Raw genomic sequence first — 14083 nt, forward strand, 5'->3', positions numbered from 1 at the left:
GGGGGCGATCGCGGCCCGCCGACGCTGTTTGAGGACGCCAGCCCCCTCCACCGCTTCGCGGTCCCCCTCCCCGCAAGCGGGGAGGATTTTGATTGCCACGCTCACGTCTCCACTCCCACGCGCTGAATCTCCCATTGCAGGTCTATGCCGCTGTTCGTCTTCACCCGGCGGCGCACCTCTTCGCCCAGCGCCTCGATGTCGGCGCTGGTCGCGGTGCCGGTGTTGATGAGGAAATTGGTGTGCTTCTCGCTGACCTGCGCGCCGCCGACCGTGAGCCCGCGGCAGCCGGCCGCGTCGACGAGCTGCCACGCCTTGTGCCCCTCGGGATTCTTGAAGGTCGAGCCGCCGGTGCGCGAACGCAGCGGCTGCGACGCCTCGCGGCTCGCCGATATGCGGTCCATCTCGGCCTGGATCGCCCGCGGGTCGCCGGGGCGGCCGCGAAAGATCGCGCCGATCACCACCGCGCCCGCGGGCAAGGCGCTGTGGCGATAGCTGTAGCCGAGGTCGGCAAGCGGCAGCGTGCGGCGCTCGCCCGAGCGCAGCACGACCTCGGCCTCGACCAATATGTCCTTGACCTCGCTGCCGTATGCGCCGCCGTTCATGCGCACGAAGCCGCCGACGGTGCCGGGGATCGAGCGCAGGAATTCGAGCCCCGCGATGCCGGCGTCGCGCGCGGTCGAGGAGACGAGGATGCCCGACGCGCCGCCGCCGCAGCGCAGCGTCGTCGCCTCGATGGCCGCGACCGTCGCGAACGCCTTGCCCAGCCGCACGACGACGCCGGGGAAGCCGCCGTCGCGGACGATCAGGTTCGAGCCGAGACCGAGCGCCATGACGGGGATCGCGGGGTCGAGATCCCGCAGGAAGGCGGACAGGTCGTCGGCATCCTTCGGCTCGAACAGCCAGCCGGCGGGACCGCCCGCCTTGAACCAGACGAGCGGCGCCAGCGGGGCATCGGGGGTGAGCTTGCCGCGGACATTCCCAAATGCCGTTTGCCCTGAGCCTGTCGAAGGGCCGATCTTCCCTTTTTCCTCCGCACGAGAAAAGGACTGTCCTTCGACAGGCTCAGGACGAACGGCTTTGGGATCGGACGTCATGCCTGCCCCTCCACCGCCGCCGCCAGTCCTGCCGCGATCTTCGTGATGTCGCCCGCGCCGAGGCAGATGATCCGGTCGCCGGCGCCGATCTGCCCCGCCGCGATCGCCCCGGCGACCGTCGCGGCGAGCGCCGCGGCGTCGGGGACGAAGGCGACGTCGCGGTGGCCGCGGTCGCGCAGCCCCTCGACGAGCGCCGCCGACGTCACCCCCTCGATCGGCGCTTCGCCCGCCGCGTAGACCGGCAGCGCATAGACGATGTCGGCGTCGTTGAACGCCTGCTGGAACTCGTCCATATGGTCGCGAAGACGTGTAAATCGGTGCGGCTGGACCACCGCGACGACGCGCCCCATCCCCACGCCCTCGCGCGCGGCGGCGAGCACGGCGCGGATCTCGACCGGGTGGTGGCCGTAATCGTCGATGACCGTCACGACACCTTCAGCCGCCGCGATCTCGCCGACCTTGGTGAAGCGGCGCTTGACCCCCGCGAACCCCTCGAAGCCCGACACGATGCGCGCGTCGGGCACGCCCATGTGCAGCGCCACCGCGACCGCCGCGAGCGCGTTCTGGACATTGTGGCGGCCCGCCATCGGCAGGTGGATGCCCTCGATCGTCCGGCTGCTCCCGTCGGCCAAGCGCACCACGACGTCGAAGCGGTTGCCGTCGGGTCCCGGCGTCACATTGGTGCCGCGCACGTCGGCCTGCGCGGAGAAGCCGTAGGTGACGATGCGCCGGTCGCGGATGCGCGGGATGATCGCCTGCACCTCCGGATGGTCGAGGCAGAGCATTGCGGCGCCGTAGAAGGGCACATTCTCGATGAACTCGACGAAGGCGGCCTTGATCGCGTCGAAGCTGCCGTAATGGTCGAGATGTTCGGGATCGATGTTGGTGACGACCGCGATCGTCCCGTCGAGGCGCAGGAAGCTGCCGTCGCTCTCGTCGGCCTCGACCACCATCCAGTCGGACGCGCCGAGCCGCGCGTTCGAACCATAGCTGTTGATGATGCCGCCGTTGATGACCGTCGGGTCGATCCCGCCCGCATCGAGCAGCGCGGCGACGAGGCTGGTCGTCGTCGTCTTGCCGTGCGTCCCGGCGATGGCGACGGTCGACTTGAGCCGCATCAGCTCGGCGAGCATTTCGGCGCGGCGGACGATCGGCACGCGCTGCGCGAGCGCCGCCTCGACCTCCGGATTGCCGCGCTGGACCGCGGTCGAGGTGACGACGACCGCGACGCCCTCGACATTTTCGGGGGCGTGGCCGATCGCCACCTTGATCCCGCGCCGACGCAATCCCTCGACGACATAGGATTCGGCGATGTCGCTGCCCTGCACCTGATAGCCGAGGTTGTGCATCACCTCGGCGATCCCCGACATGCCGATGCCGCCGATGCCGATGAAGTGGATGATGCCGATATCGGTCGCGACGCCGCGCATCAGTTCGCCTCCCGCGCCGCGGCGACGCCGCTTGCCGGCGCGCGCTGGGCGCTGGCGCCGACGCGGATCACATCCATCAGCGGCGGCGGCGCGAAGGATTCGACGAGGTCGGCCAGATCGCGCGTCGCTTGCGGTAGGCCGCAGCCCGCCGCATGCCCGGCCGCCGCCTCGAGCGCGCCGGGTTCGAGCGCCATGCGCTGGATATGCTTGGCGACCGCGGCGGGGGTGAAATCCGCCTGCGCGAAGGCGATGGCGCCCCCCGCCTCGACCAGGTCGACGACGTTCCAGCGCTGGTGATCGTCCATCGCGTGCGGATAGGGGACGAAGATCGCCGGGCGGCCCGCGCAGGCCAGTTCGGCGACGGTCGAGGCGCCGGCGCGGCCGATGAACAGATGCGCCCAGCGCAGCCGTTCGGGCAGGTCGGCGATATAGGGCGCGCATTCGGCCGCGACGCCGAGTTCGGCATAGCGGGCGCGCACGCCCTCGATATCCGCCTCGCGCGCCTGCTGCACGACCTGGAGCCGTTCGAGCAACGCGGGGGGCAGCATCGCGATCGCGGCGGGCACGACCTCGCTCAGCACCGTGGCGCCGAGGCTGCCGCCGACGACGAGCAGGCGGACGATGCCGTCCTCGGGCAGCGGCGGGAAGCCTTCCTCGCGGATCGCGACGATCTCCTCGCGTACCGGATTGCCGGTGAGGTGGCGCTTCATCGCCTGCTTTTCGGGGAAGCGGTGGATGTTGCGGTAGGCGACGGCCACCGCGTCGACGCGCGGCGCCATCAGCCGGTTGACGCGGCCGAGCACCGCATTCTGTTCGTGGATCACGCGCGGCCGCCGCGTCGCCCCCGCGGCGAGCAGGCTGGGCAGCGAGGGATAGCCGCCGAAGCCGACGACGACGGCCGGGTCGAATTCGCCGATCAGTTCGATCGCCTGCCGGCGCCCCTTGCGGATCGCCAGCGCCGCCTTGACCCAGCCGACGGGGCCGCCGTGGACGCGGCCGGCGGGCAGCACATGCGTTTCGAGTTCGGCGGGCGCGCCCGGAATCCTGAGGCCGCGGTCGTCGCTGACCAGCGCCACGCGGTGCCCGCGCGCGATCAGTTCGCCCGCCAGCGCATAGGCGGGCAGCATATGGCCGCCGGTGCCGCCGGCGGCGAGGAGGAAGTGGCGGGTCGCGGTCATCGGCGGGCGATCATTTCTTGTTCCAGTTGCGGGTCAGGGACACCCGCGCGGCATAGGGGTTCCGCCGGGTCAGCGACAAGAGCAAACCCATGCCGATCGACAGCGCGATGAAGGAGGAACCGCCATAGCTGATGAAGGGCAGCGTCATCCCCTTCGACGGGAAAAGCTGGGTGTTCACCGCCATGTTGATCGTCGCCTGCCCCCCGAACTGCGCGATCAGGCCGGCGACGGCGAGGATCAGGAAGCTGTCCTCTTCGTCGAGCAGGCGGACGAGGACGCGGACGATGATCGCGAGATAGAGGACGACGATGGCAAGGCACGCGATCAGCCCGAATTCCTCGCCGATCACCGAGAAGATATAGTCGGTGTGCGCCTCTGGCAGCTTGAACTTGGCGAGCCCGGCGCCGGGGCCGGTGCCGATCAGCCCGCCGGCGGTGATCGTCGCATGCGCCTTGTCCTCCTGAAAGCTGTCGCCTTCGCCGAACAGCCAGCTGTTGATGCGCTGGGTCGCGACCGAATAGGTGAAATAGGCGACGACCAGCCCTGCGAGCCCGCCGGTGGCGAGCAGCACGATGATCCGCATCGAAAGCCCCGCGACCATCACCAGCACCAGCCAGGTACCGATGAAGATGATCGTCTGCCCCAGGTCGGGCTGTCCCATCAGCAGCACCCCGATGATGCCGGTCAGGACGAAGGAGAGCGGCACGACCGGCAGGCTTTGGTCGTGGAGCCGCAGCGACAGGATCCACGCGAGCGACACCGCGAAGAAGGGCTTGAGGAATTCCGATGGTTGCAGCCGGAACATGCCGCTGCCGAGCCAGCGCTGCGCCCCGTTCACCGAGGCGCCGATCAGAGGCACCAGGAACAGCAGGATCAGGAAGGTCAGCGTGCCGTAGATGGCGAAGCGCCGCGCCTGCGGCTTGGGCAGCATCGACACCGCGAGCATCACCGGCACGCCGACGATCACCCACATCAGCTGGCGGTAGAAATAATAGAGCGGATCGAGGCTGGCGGTCGTCGTCGACAGTTTCTGCGCCGCGACCGGCGAAGCGGCGGCGACGGCGACCAGCCCGACCGCGACCAGCATCGAGACGAGGAGCAGCAGCACCCGGTCGATTTCCCAGAACCACAGGCCGAGCGGCGTGCGGTCGGCGCGGCTGAGCCGCGGCCCGCGGCGCTTCGCCGTCCGGGTCGTCGCCGCGATGATGGGTCGTTCGGTGGCGTTCATGCTGTCCGGCTCCCCACTCATGCCCTGGCCAACACCGGGCGGGCACCTGCCCCGTCCGTTCGCGTCGAGCGAAGTCGAGACGTCCATCGGCCGTGCACGACTTCGCGGCGTCTCGACTTCGCTCGACACGAACGGAGATGAAAGGCCGTCATTCGCCAAGCGCCAAAACGGCCGCGCGGAACGCGTCGCCGCGCTGCTCATAATCCCCGAACTGGTCGAAGGAGGCGCAGGCGGGCGACAGCAGCACGACGTCGCCCGGCCGGACGGCGGCGGCGGCCTGCGCGACGGCGGTCGCGAGGTCGCCCGACCGTTCGACCGCGATGGCGTCGCCGATCTCGACCGCGAACGGGTCCATCGCCTCACCGATCAGATAGGCGCGCCTGACGTTGCCAAACCACGGGCGGCAGGCGGCGAGCCCGTCGCCCTTCGCCCGCCCCCCGGCAATCCAGTGCAGACGCTGGTCCGGCGCCGGCGGAAAGGCCGCCAGCGCCGGTGCAGCGGAAGCCGCGTTGGTCGCCTTGCTGTCGTTGTACCAGCGGGCGCCACGGGCTTCGCCGACCCATTCCATGCGATGCGGGAGCGCGGTGTAGGTCGCGAGCCCACGCTCGATCTGTTCGTCGTTCAGCCCCAGCACGCGGCACACCGCGATCGCGCAGACGGCGTTCTGTGCGTTGTGCGGTCCCTGCAGCGCGGGCCAGCGCGCCTGGTCGGCGGGGTCGATATCCTTTGCCGACACGCGGTGGAGCCGATGCGCGACGCGCCCCGCGATCATCCGCGACGGATCGTCGTCGACCGCGATCACCGCGACCTGATCGGGGGTCTGGAGCGCGAAGAGGCGCGCCTTCGAGGCGGCATAGCTTTCGAAACCGTCGTAGCGGTCGAGATGGTCGGGCGTGATGTTGGACAGCACGGCCACGTCGCAGGCGAGGCTGCTCGTCAGGTCGATCTGATAGCTCGACAGTTCCAGCACATAGACGCCGACGCCGTTTTCATTTGGCGACAACGGATCGCGCGTCAGGATCGGCAGGCCGATGTTGCCGCCCATCAGCGCCGGGATCGCCGCCGTCTGGAGCATATGGGTAATCAGCGCGGTGACGGTCGACTTGCCGTTGGTGCCGGTGATGCCGACGACCTTGTGCGGGGGCAGATCGGCGCGCGCCTCCGCGAACAGTTCGACGTCGCCGATGACCGGCACGTGCGCCGCGCGCGCATGGTCGGCGATCGGATGGCGGTTGAGCGGCACCCCCGGCGAGACCACGACGCCCGCGAAACCGGCGAGGTCGATCGCCAGCGGATCGCCGATGTCGGCGCCGAGCGCCATCGCCGCGTCGCGCGCGTCGGCGCGGTCGTCCCACGCGGTGACGCCCGCGCCGCCGGCGATCAGCGCCTCGACCGTGGCGAGGCCCGAGCGCGCCAGCCCGAGCACCGCATAACGGCGGCCGGCGAAGGCGCGCGCGGCGATCATCGCAGCTTGAGCGTCGCGAGCCCCGCGAGCGCGAGGACGATCGAGACGATCCAGAAGCGGATGACCACGGTCGATTCGGGCCATCCCAATTGCTCGAAATGATGGTGAATCGGCGCCATGCGGAAGACGCGCCGCCCGGTGCGTTTGTACCAGAAGACCTGGATGATCACCGACAGCGCCTCGGCCACGAACAGCCCGCCGACGAGGACCAGCACCAGTTCGTGCTGCGCGGTGACGGCCATCGTCGCGAGCGCCCCGCCCAGCGCGAGGCTGCCGGTGTCACCCATAAACACCGCCGCCGGCGGCGCATTGAACCACAGGAAAGCCAGGCAAGCGCCGATGATGGCCGCGGCGAAGATCGCGAGCTCGCCCGCCCCCGGCACGTGCGGTATGCCGAGGTAGCCCGCGAACTTCGCATTGCCCGACAGATAGACGATGACGAGGAAGGTCAGGCTGGCGATCATCACCGGAAAGGTCGCGAGCCCATCGAGCCCGTCGGTCAGGTTCACCGCATTGCCGAAGCCGACGATCAGCACCATCGCGAAGACATAGAAGAAGGGCCCGAGCGGGATGGTGACGTCGCTGAAGAAGGGCAGATAGAGGTCGGTGCCGGTGCGCGACACGATCAGCAGCACCGCGACCGCGGCGATGCCGAATTCGATTGCCAGGCGCACACGCCCCGGAATGCCGCGATGGCTGGCCTTGGTCACCTTGTCGAGATCGTCGAGGAAGCCGACGAGCGCGAAGCCGCCGGTGACGAACAGGCAGGCCCAGACGAAGCGGTTCGACAGGTCCATCCACAGCAGCGCCGAAACCATCAGCGAAATCAGGATCATCAGCCCGCCCATCGTCGGCGTGCCGCGTTTCGCCAGATGGCTTTGCGGGCCGTCGTCGCGGATCGGCTGCCCCTTCCCCTGCCGCATGCGCAGCATCAGGATGAAGCGCGGCCCGATCCACAGCCCGATGATCAGCGCGGTCGCGACGGCGGCGCCCGAGCGGAAGCTCAGGTAGCGGATGAGGTTGAGAGCCCCGGGAAAGCCAAGCCATTCCGCCAGCCAGTATAACATCAATAGTCCCCGTTGGTCAGCGCCGTGACGACATGCGACAGGCCGACGCTGTTCGATCCCTTGACCAGCACGACGTCGCCGGCGCGGATCACGTCCTTCAGCCGCGCGGTCGCGTCCACGTGGGCGGGCACATGCTCGAAATCGACGCGCCCCTCAAGCGCTTTGGCGAGCGGCGCCATCTCTTCGCCGACGAGCAGGGCGAACTGCACTCCCGCCGCGACGAGCGGAGCGGCCAACCCTTCGTGGTAGGCGGCGCCATCGGGGCCGAGTTCCTTCATGCTCCCCAATATCGCCACCTTGCGCCCGGCGGATTCGTCGCCGAGCAGGCCGATGGTCGCCGCCATCGAAGTGGGGTTGGCGTTATAGCTTTCGTCGATGACCCGAATCTCGCCGCCGGGCACCGCGACGCGGTGGCGCGCGCCGCGTCCCGCGAGCCCGCCCATCTCGGCAAAGGCGAGCCCCGCCGCGGGCAGGTCGCCGCCGACCGCCTTGACCGCCGCGAGCACCGCCAGCGCGTTCGACACCCAATGCGCCCCCGCCTGCGCGATGGTGAAGCAGAGCAGCGCATCCTGCACCTGCGCCGTGACCAGCGAGCCGCCCTGTCCGTCGGGCAGCCAGTCGACCGCGCGCACGTCCGCGCCCTCGCCGAAACCGAAGCTGACGATGTGCGCGGCATGCTGCTCCGCCTTCGCGCGCAGCCGCGCATGATGCGGGCTGTCGAAGGGGATGATCGCGGTGCCGCCGGGTTCGAGCCCCTCGAAAATCTCGCCCTTGGCGTCGGCGATCGCCGCTTCGCTGCCGAAATATTCCATATGCGCCGGGGCGATGGTGGTGACGATCGCGACGTGCGGGCGGACCATGCGGGTCAGCGCCGCAAGTTCGCCTTCATGGTTCATGCCCATCTCGAAGATGCCGAAGTCGGCGGCCCCCGGCATGCGCGCGAGGCTGAGCGGCACGCCGACATGGTTGTTGTAGCTCTTGACCGAGCGATGCGCCTTGCCGGGGCGGAAGCGGTCGAGCGCCGCGAACAGCGCCTCCTTCGTCCCCGTCTTGCCCGCCGATCCGGTGACGCCGACGATCCGGGCATGGCTGCGCGCACGCGCCGCGATGCCCAGCGCATTCAGTGACGCCGCGCTGTCGGCGACGCGGACGTGCGGGTAATCGACGGAGGTTTCGCAGACGATACCCGCGGCGCCGGCGGCGATCGCCTTGTCGATGAACTTGTGGCCGTCGGTCGCCTCGCCCTTCATCGCGATGAACAGGTCGCCCTTCGCCACCTCGCGCGAATCGAAGGCGACGCCCTGCACGGTGAAGTCGGCGCTGGCGGTGCCGCCGGTGGCTGCGGCGATGGCGCGCGCGGTCCACAGCGGAGTCATGCCGCCGCCTCCCGCGCGACGGCGACGTCGTCGAAGGGGATGACGCGCGCCGCGGCGCCGCTGCCGACGATCTGCCCCTGCTCGTGCCCCTTGCCTGCGATGCAGACGATGTCGTCGGCGCGCGCCTCGGCGATCGCGGCGGCGATCGCGGCGCGGCGGTCGCCGATCACCCGCGCATCGGGCGCGCCCCCGGCAATCGCGGCGCGGATGGCGGCGGGGTCCTCGCCGCGCGGATTGTCGTCGGTGACGATCAGCACGTCGGCCCCGGCGGCCGCCACCCGGCCCATCTCGGGCCGCTTGTCGCGGTCGCGGTCGCCGCCGGCGCCGAAAACGAGGATCAGCCGCCCGCTCGCATGCGGGCGCAGCGCGTCGAGCGCCGCCGCGATCGCGTCGGGCGTGTGGGCATAATCGACATAGACCGGTGCGCCCGCGCGAGTGATCGCCGCGCGTTCGAGGCGGCCGCGCACCGGCTGGAGACGGGCGAGATTGGCCAGCGTCTGTTGGACGTCGCCGCCGGTCGCGATGACGAGCCCCGCCGCGACCAGCGCATTGGCGGCCTGATAGGCGCCGATCAGCGGCAGCGTGACCTTCTGCGCGAGCGGCCCCGCGGCGATCGTCAGCGACTGGCCGAGCTGGGTCGGCTCGCGCGCGACGAGCCGCAGCGTCTCGCCCTCGCGCCCGACCGTCAGAATCCGCAGGCCGCGCTGCTTCGCTTCATATTCGGCGGCCGCCGACCACAGATCGTCGGCCCAGATCACCGCGACGCCGTCCGGATCGACCACTTCGCGGAACAGCCGCATCTTCGCCGCCAGATAGGCGTCCATGTCGCCATGATAGTCGAGATGGTCGTGGCTGAGGTTGGTGAAGGCGGCCGCCTTCACCGGCACCCCTTCGGTGCGATACTGGTCGAGGCCGTGGCTCGACGCTTCGAATGCGGCGTGCGTCACGCCTTCCGCGGCGAGCCCCGCCATGTTCGACAGGAAGGTCACGATGTCGGGCGTCGTCAGCCCGGTCGACGCGCTGTCGTTCGAGGTGGTGATGCCCAGCGTGCCGATCGAGGCGGCGTGGAAGCCCGCCATGCGCCAGAGCTGGCGCGTCATCTCGACCGTCGAGGTCTTGCCGTTGGTGCCGGTGACCGCGACGCAGGTCGCCGGAAAGCGGTGGAAGAAGCGCGCCGCGATGTGCGCGAAGGCGCGCCTTGGGTTGGGGTCGGCGATGTGCACCGCGCCCGCCACCGTCGCCCCCGGCCGCGCGACCACGGCGATCGCGCCGGCCGCGATGGCGGCGGGGATGAAATCCTCACCGTTGAACCGTTCGCCGGCGAAGGCGCCGAAGATCGTGCCCGGCGCGACCTTGCGGTGGTCGATGGCGAGCCCGGTGACGACCGGGTCGGCACCCGAGGGGCCCGGCGGGTCGAGGAGCGCCAAGAGACGCATCAGTCCGCCTTCCCGCCCTTCCAGAGCAGCGGCGTCAGTTCGGACACGTCGACGTCGCGGCTTTCGTCGGGGAAGACGCCGAGCATCGGCCCCGCGCGCATCACCACTTTCCGGACCACCGGCGCGGCGGTCCAGCCGGCGGTGCGCTGCCCCGAGCTGAAGGCGTTGCCCTTCGGCTCGTCGATCATCGCGAGGACGACGTAGCGCGGATTGTCCATCGGGAAGGCGGCGGCGAAGGTCGAGACGAGCGAATGGCGGCGATACCCGCCCGCGCCCGGCTTTTCGGCGCTGCCCGTCTTGCCGCCGACGCGGAAGCCGGGCGCGTCGGCCTGGCGCCCGGTGCCGTCGGACACGATCAGGCGGAGAAGCTGGCGCATCCGTGCGCTGGTCGACGCCTTGAACACGCGGCGCCCCTGCGGCGGCGCCTTGTCGCCCAGCTTGAGGATTGTCGCCGGGCGCCAGATGCCACCGTTGACGAGCGCCGCATAGGCGCTGGCGAGGTGCAGCGGAGTCACCGCGATGCCGTGGCCGTAGCTGGTCGTCATCGTCGTCAGCCGGCCCCAGTCGCGCGGCCACAGCGGAAACGCCCGTTCCTTGATGTCGATCCCCGGCCGCTTGTCGAACTCGAGATTGCGGAACAGTTCCTCCATCTTCTCGCGGCCGAGCTGGTCGGCGATCTGCGCGGTGACGACGTTCGAGCTGTGGATCAGCGTTTCGGGCACGTTGAGCCAGCGGCCCATGCTGTGCGAATCGCGGATGCGGAATCCGGCGATCGCGAGCGGCCGGGTCGCGTCGTAGCGCTTCGCCATGCTGGTCACCACGCCATTGTCGATCGCCGCCCCGATCGACAGCGGCTTGAAGGTGGAACCGAGCTCGTAGAGGTTATAGGTCACCGCGTTGCGCCGCGCGCCGCCGTTGTCGGGCGCCAGCTTGTTCGGATTATAGGTGGGCAGCGAGGTCATGGCCAGCACTTCGCCCGTGTGGACGTCGAGGATCAGCCCGGCGCCGCCGATCGCCTCCAGATTGGCGACGGCGTTCGACAGCTCGCTTTCGAGTACGCCCTGCACGCGCGCGTCGATCGACAGCGCGAGCGGATCGCCGCGCGTCGCCTTGTCGGTCAGCCGTTCCTCGAACGCGCCCTCGACCCCGGTGACGCCCTGCCCGTCGGCGTTGGTGAAGCCCAGCACGTGCGCGGCGAGCGAAAGCTGCGGATAGAGCCGCTCCTTCTCGCGCGGGAAGTCGAACCCGACATCGCCGATCGCGTTGACCGCGGCGACCTGATCGGGCAGCGCGCGGCGGCGGATATAGGTGGGACGCGGCCCGTTCAGCTTTGCGAGCAGGTCCTCGCGCGGCATGTCTGGAAAGATCCGGTGCAGCTCGTCGGCCAGATAGGGCCGGCTGTTGAGCAGCTTCGACGGCACGACACGGATTGAATAGCCGTCGATCGTCCGCGCCAGCGGCACGCCGTTGCGGTCGACGATGTCGGCGCGCGCGGGCACGAAGGTCGCCGATCCGTTGCGGTGCCCGGCGGAAGTGTCGAACAGCGCGAAATAGACGAGCCGCACCGACACAAGGAAAAAGGCCGCCATGAACAGCAGCATCAGCATCATCAGACGCTGCTGCGCGGTCAGCAATATCTGCTGCCGCACCCCCGCGGTCCGTACCCGGGTCGGTCGGACGACCAGCGTGTTCATTGCGGCGTCTTGCCTCCCGCCGCTTCGCGGGCCGCCTGACGCTTGAGGTCGGCGAGCGTCGATTCGGTGAGGAGCTGGTCCTCGATCATCTTGAGCTGTTCACGCCGCCGCGTCGGCGCCATGTGTGGCAGCGCGTCGCTGCGCACCGCGCTGTCCGCCTGCGCGAGCACGACGGGCTTTTCGGCGGCGGGCCGCGCGGCGGCCGGCGGGGCGGGCGCGGCTTCGGGCGTGCCGACCGGGCTGACCATCGCCATCAGCACCGGCGCGACCTCGTTCGCGCCGCGCGCGCGCGGCAGGCGGTCGATCGAGGCGAGCTGCGTCTCGCTCGACAGATATTGCGACGCCGAGGGCGCCGAATAGCCGAAGGTGTCGGCGTTCCACTGTTCGAGCTGGCGCATCGACGCGCGCACCGCCAGTTCGGATTCGAGATAGCGGATATTGTCGCGCGTCCGGTCGATCTGCTTTTCGATGCGCGACAGTTCGCTGCGCGTCGCCGCGACCTTGAGCGACACGGGGTAGAGCATCATCGCGAAGACCAGCACCAGCAGGACCAGGCCGATCCCCTGAAGCTTGCGGGCCGCCATCAGCATGACATCGCCTCCTTCGTCATCGTCGCGGGCCAGGCGGGCGCCGCCGTCCGCACCGCGCTGCGCAGCGTCGCCGAACGCGCGCGCGGATTGCGCGCCTCTTCGGCCTTGCCCGGGCGCAGCTTGCGCGCGGGCGGGTGGAAAGTGGCGGCCCGCGCCGAAGGAAGAAGCGCGGGCCGGTGGCGCGAACCGCCGGCGTCGCCGCCGCTGCGTTCGCGCAGGAAATTCTTCACGATGCGATCCTCGGTGCTGTGAAAGCTGACCACCGCAAGACGGCCGCCGGGGCGCAGCACGCGTTCCGCCGCCTCCAGCCCCGCGACCAGTTCGTCGAGTTCGCCGTTGATGTGGATGCGGATCGCCTGAAAGCTTTTCGTCGCCGGGTCCTTCGGCGCGCCCGGCGGATGCCGCAGCGCCTTGCGGATCACCGCCGCGAGTTCGCCGGTGCGCGACAGCGGCCGCGCGGCGACGATCGCGCGCGCGACGCGGCGCGACTGGCGCTCGTCGCCATAATGATAGAGGACGTCGGCGATCTCGCTCTCGTCGGCGCGGTTCAGCCACTCGGCGGCGCTTTCGCCCTCCTGCGCCATGCGCATGTCGAGCGGGCCGTCGGCCTGAAAGGAAAAGCCGCGCGTTTCGCGGTCGAGCTGCATCGACGACACGCCGATGTCGAAGGCGATGCCGTCGATCGCATCGATCCCGCGCGCCGCGAGCAGGCGGTCGATCTCGCCGAAACGGCCGTGAATCAGCGTCAGCCGGCCGCCGGCCTCGTCGACCAGCGCCTGCCCCTCCGCGATCGCATCGGGGTCGCGGTCGCAGGCGATCACCTCCGCCCCCGCCGCGAGCATCGCGCGGGTATAGCCGCCGGCGCCGAAGGTCGCATCGACGTGCCGCTCGCCCGGACCGATGGCGAGCGCGGCGACGACCTCGTCGCGCAGCACCGGATCGTGGCGAGGATCGCGGGGAAGCCCGGTCACTTGCGCGCCCTCCCCTTCGTTTCGGCCCAGGCGGCCGCGAGCCGCTTGAGCACCGGATCGGCCTCGGCGCATTCGGCAAGCGTCGGCAGCCACCAGATTTCGAAGCGGCGACCCGATCCGACGAAGGCGGTCGCCCCCGCCTCTCCGACGCGGTCGCGCGCGGTGAAGTTGGGGAGGAAGCGCCCGCTGTCGTCGAGCGTATAGGCCTCGGTATAGCTGAAGCGCTTCTTGAACGCCTCGTCCTCGTCGAAGTCGAGATTGCGGGCGAGCGCGGTGTCGCGATCGCGCTCGATCTCGTCGGAGAGGCGGTCGTACTGGTCCTGCCCATAGGCGACCAGGCAGGGCAGCTTTTCATGGAAGCCGACCCAGAGCACGCGCTGACCGTCCGCATTGAGGGGCACATTGTTGCGGAACTGCGAAGGGACGGCGATCCGCCCCTTGCCATCGATCGCGGCGAAGTTGGTGCCCGAGTATCGTCCGGGCGTTACAACCGCCATCGCTGCAGCCCCTATTTCTCGCGCCTCCGGGCAAAACTTCCCTGATCCCGAAATCGC

At 69.9% G+C, this 14083-nt stretch carries 12 protein-coding genes; all 12 read right to left on the reverse strand.

Annotated elements, in window-relative coordinates; all coding sequences use genetic code 11:
- Positions 1 to 101: 101 nt before the first annotated feature.
- The gene (gene murB / locus SGR02S_RS03095; RefSeq protein ID WP_082796922.1) at positions 102 to 1094 is read right to left on the reverse strand and encodes a UDP-N-acetylmuramate dehydrogenase; all 993 of its coding nucleotides are present in this window, start codon (positions 1092 to 1094) and stop codon (positions 102 to 104) included.
- Complete coding sequence (gene murC, locus SGR02S_RS03100; RefSeq protein WP_067105562.1) at positions 1091 to 2524, reverse strand: UDP-N-acetylmuramate--L-alanine ligase; 1434 nt, start codon at positions 2522 to 2524, stop codon at positions 1091 to 1093. Before murC ends, murB begins: the two co-directional genes overlap by 4 nt.
- On the reverse strand, positions 2524 to 3702 hold the full coding sequence (murG, locus tag SGR02S_RS03105) for an undecaprenyldiphospho-muramoylpentapeptide beta-N-acetylglucosaminyltransferase (protein WP_067105564.1): 1179 nt from the start codon (positions 3700 to 3702) through the stop codon (positions 2524 to 2526). Before murG ends, murC begins: the two co-directional genes overlap by 1 nt.
- A gap of 10 nt (positions 3703 to 3712) precedes the next feature.
- The gene (locus tag SGR02S_RS03110) at positions 3713 to 4930 is read right to left on the reverse strand and encodes an FtsW/RodA/SpoVE family cell cycle protein (RefSeq protein WP_156482950.1); all 1218 of its coding nucleotides are present in this window, start codon (positions 4928 to 4930) and stop codon (positions 3713 to 3715) included.
- Positions 4931 to 5078: 148 nt separating this feature from the next.
- A complete protein-coding gene (murD, locus tag SGR02S_RS03115; protein WP_067105565.1) occupies positions 5079 to 6395 on the reverse strand; it encodes a UDP-N-acetylmuramoyl-L-alanine--D-glutamate ligase in 1317 nt (438 codons plus the stop codon).
- The gene (gene mraY / locus SGR02S_RS03120; RefSeq protein ID WP_067105567.1) at positions 6392 to 7462 is read right to left on the reverse strand and encodes a phospho-N-acetylmuramoyl-pentapeptide-transferase; all 1071 of its coding nucleotides are present in this window, start codon (positions 7460 to 7462) and stop codon (positions 6392 to 6394) included. The genes murD and mraY overlap by 4 nt, the downstream gene beginning before the upstream one ends.
- A complete protein-coding gene (locus SGR02S_RS03125; RefSeq protein ID WP_067105569.1) occupies positions 7462 to 8838 on the reverse strand; it encodes a UDP-N-acetylmuramoyl-tripeptide--D-alanyl-D-alanine ligase in 1377 nt (458 codons plus the stop codon). The genes mraY and SGR02S_RS03125 overlap by 1 nt, the downstream gene beginning before the upstream one ends.
- Positions 8835 to 10274, reverse strand: a complete 1440-nt coding sequence (locus SGR02S_RS03130) for a UDP-N-acetylmuramoyl-L-alanyl-D-glutamate--2,6-diaminopimelate ligase (RefSeq protein ID WP_067105571.1) — start codon at positions 10272 to 10274, stop codon at positions 8835 to 8837. The genes SGR02S_RS03125 and SGR02S_RS03130 overlap by 4 nt, the downstream gene beginning before the upstream one ends.
- A complete protein-coding gene (locus tag SGR02S_RS03135) occupies positions 10274 to 11968 on the reverse strand; it encodes a peptidoglycan D,D-transpeptidase FtsI family protein (RefSeq protein ID WP_067105573.1) in 1695 nt (564 codons plus the stop codon). Before SGR02S_RS03135 ends, SGR02S_RS03130 begins: the two co-directional genes overlap by 1 nt.
- On the reverse strand, positions 11965 to 12558 hold the full coding sequence (locus SGR02S_RS03140) for a hypothetical protein (protein ID WP_067105575.1): 594 nt from the start codon (positions 12556 to 12558) through the stop codon (positions 11965 to 11967). Before SGR02S_RS03140 ends, SGR02S_RS03135 begins: the two co-directional genes overlap by 4 nt.
- Positions 12552 to 13529 (reverse strand): 16S rRNA (cytosine(1402)-N(4))-methyltransferase RsmH, encoded by a 978-nt coding sequence (rsmH, locus tag SGR02S_RS03145; protein WP_067105578.1) that lies wholly within the window; start codon positions 13527 to 13529, stop codon positions 12552 to 12554. Before rsmH ends, SGR02S_RS03140 begins: the two co-directional genes overlap by 7 nt.
- Positions 13526 to 14026 carry a division/cell wall cluster transcriptional repressor MraZ gene (locus SGR02S_RS03150; protein ID WP_067105580.1) on the reverse strand — a complete coding sequence of 167 codons (501 nt, stop codon included), beginning with the start codon at positions 14024 to 14026 and terminating at the stop codon, positions 13526 to 13528. Before SGR02S_RS03150 ends, rsmH begins: the two co-directional genes overlap by 4 nt.
- Positions 14027 to 14083: the final 57 nt, after the last annotated feature.

The sequence above is a fragment of the Sphingopyxis granuli NBRC 100800 genome, from assembly GCF_001591045.1.
Lineage (GTDB): Bacteria > Pseudomonadota > Alphaproteobacteria > Sphingomonadales > Sphingomonadaceae > Sphingopyxis > Sphingopyxis granuli.

What these genes read in the sequence shown, in the direction of transcription:
- murB (WP_082796922.1), bottom strand. Translation starts at nt 1,094, where the DNA reads ATGACGTCCGATCCCAAAGCCGTTCGTCCTGAGCCTGTCGAAGGACAG.
- murC (WP_067105562.1), bottom strand. Translation starts at nt 2,524, where the DNA reads ATGCGCGGCGTCGCGACCGATATCGGCATCATCCACTTCATCGGCATC.
- murG (WP_067105564.1), bottom strand. Translation starts at nt 3,702, where the DNA reads ATGACCGCGACCCGCCACTTCCTCCTCGCCGCCGGCGGCACCGGCGGC.
- SGR02S_RS03110 (WP_156482950.1), bottom strand. Translation starts at nt 4,930, where the DNA reads ATGAACGCCACCGAACGACCCATCATCGCGGCGACGACCCGGACGGCG.
- murD (WP_067105565.1), bottom strand. Translation starts at nt 6,395, where the DNA reads ATGATCGCCGCGCGCGCCTTCGCCGGCCGCCGTTATGCGGTGCTCGGG.
- mraY (WP_067105567.1), bottom strand. Translation starts at nt 7,462, where the DNA reads ATGTTATACTGGCTGGCGGAATGGCTTGGCTTTCCCGGGGCTCTCAAC.
- SGR02S_RS03125 (WP_067105569.1), bottom strand. Translation starts at nt 8,838, where the DNA reads ATGACTCCGCTGTGGACCGCGCGCGCCATCGCCGCAGCCACCGGCGGC.
- SGR02S_RS03130 (WP_067105571.1), bottom strand. Translation starts at nt 10,274, where the DNA reads ATGCGTCTCTTGGCGCTCCTCGACCCGCCGGGCCCCTCGGGTGCCGAC.
- SGR02S_RS03135 (WP_067105573.1), bottom strand. Translation starts at nt 11,968, where the DNA reads ATGAACACGCTGGTCGTCCGACCGACCCGGGTACGGACCGCGGGGGTG.
- SGR02S_RS03140 (WP_067105575.1), bottom strand. Translation starts at nt 12,558, where the DNA reads ATGCTGATGGCGGCCCGCAAGCTTCAGGGGATCGGCCTGGTCCTGCTG.
- SGR02S_RS03150 (WP_067105580.1), bottom strand. Translation starts at nt 14,026, where the DNA reads ATGGCGGTTGTAACGCCCGGACGATACTCGGGCACCAACTTCGCCGCG.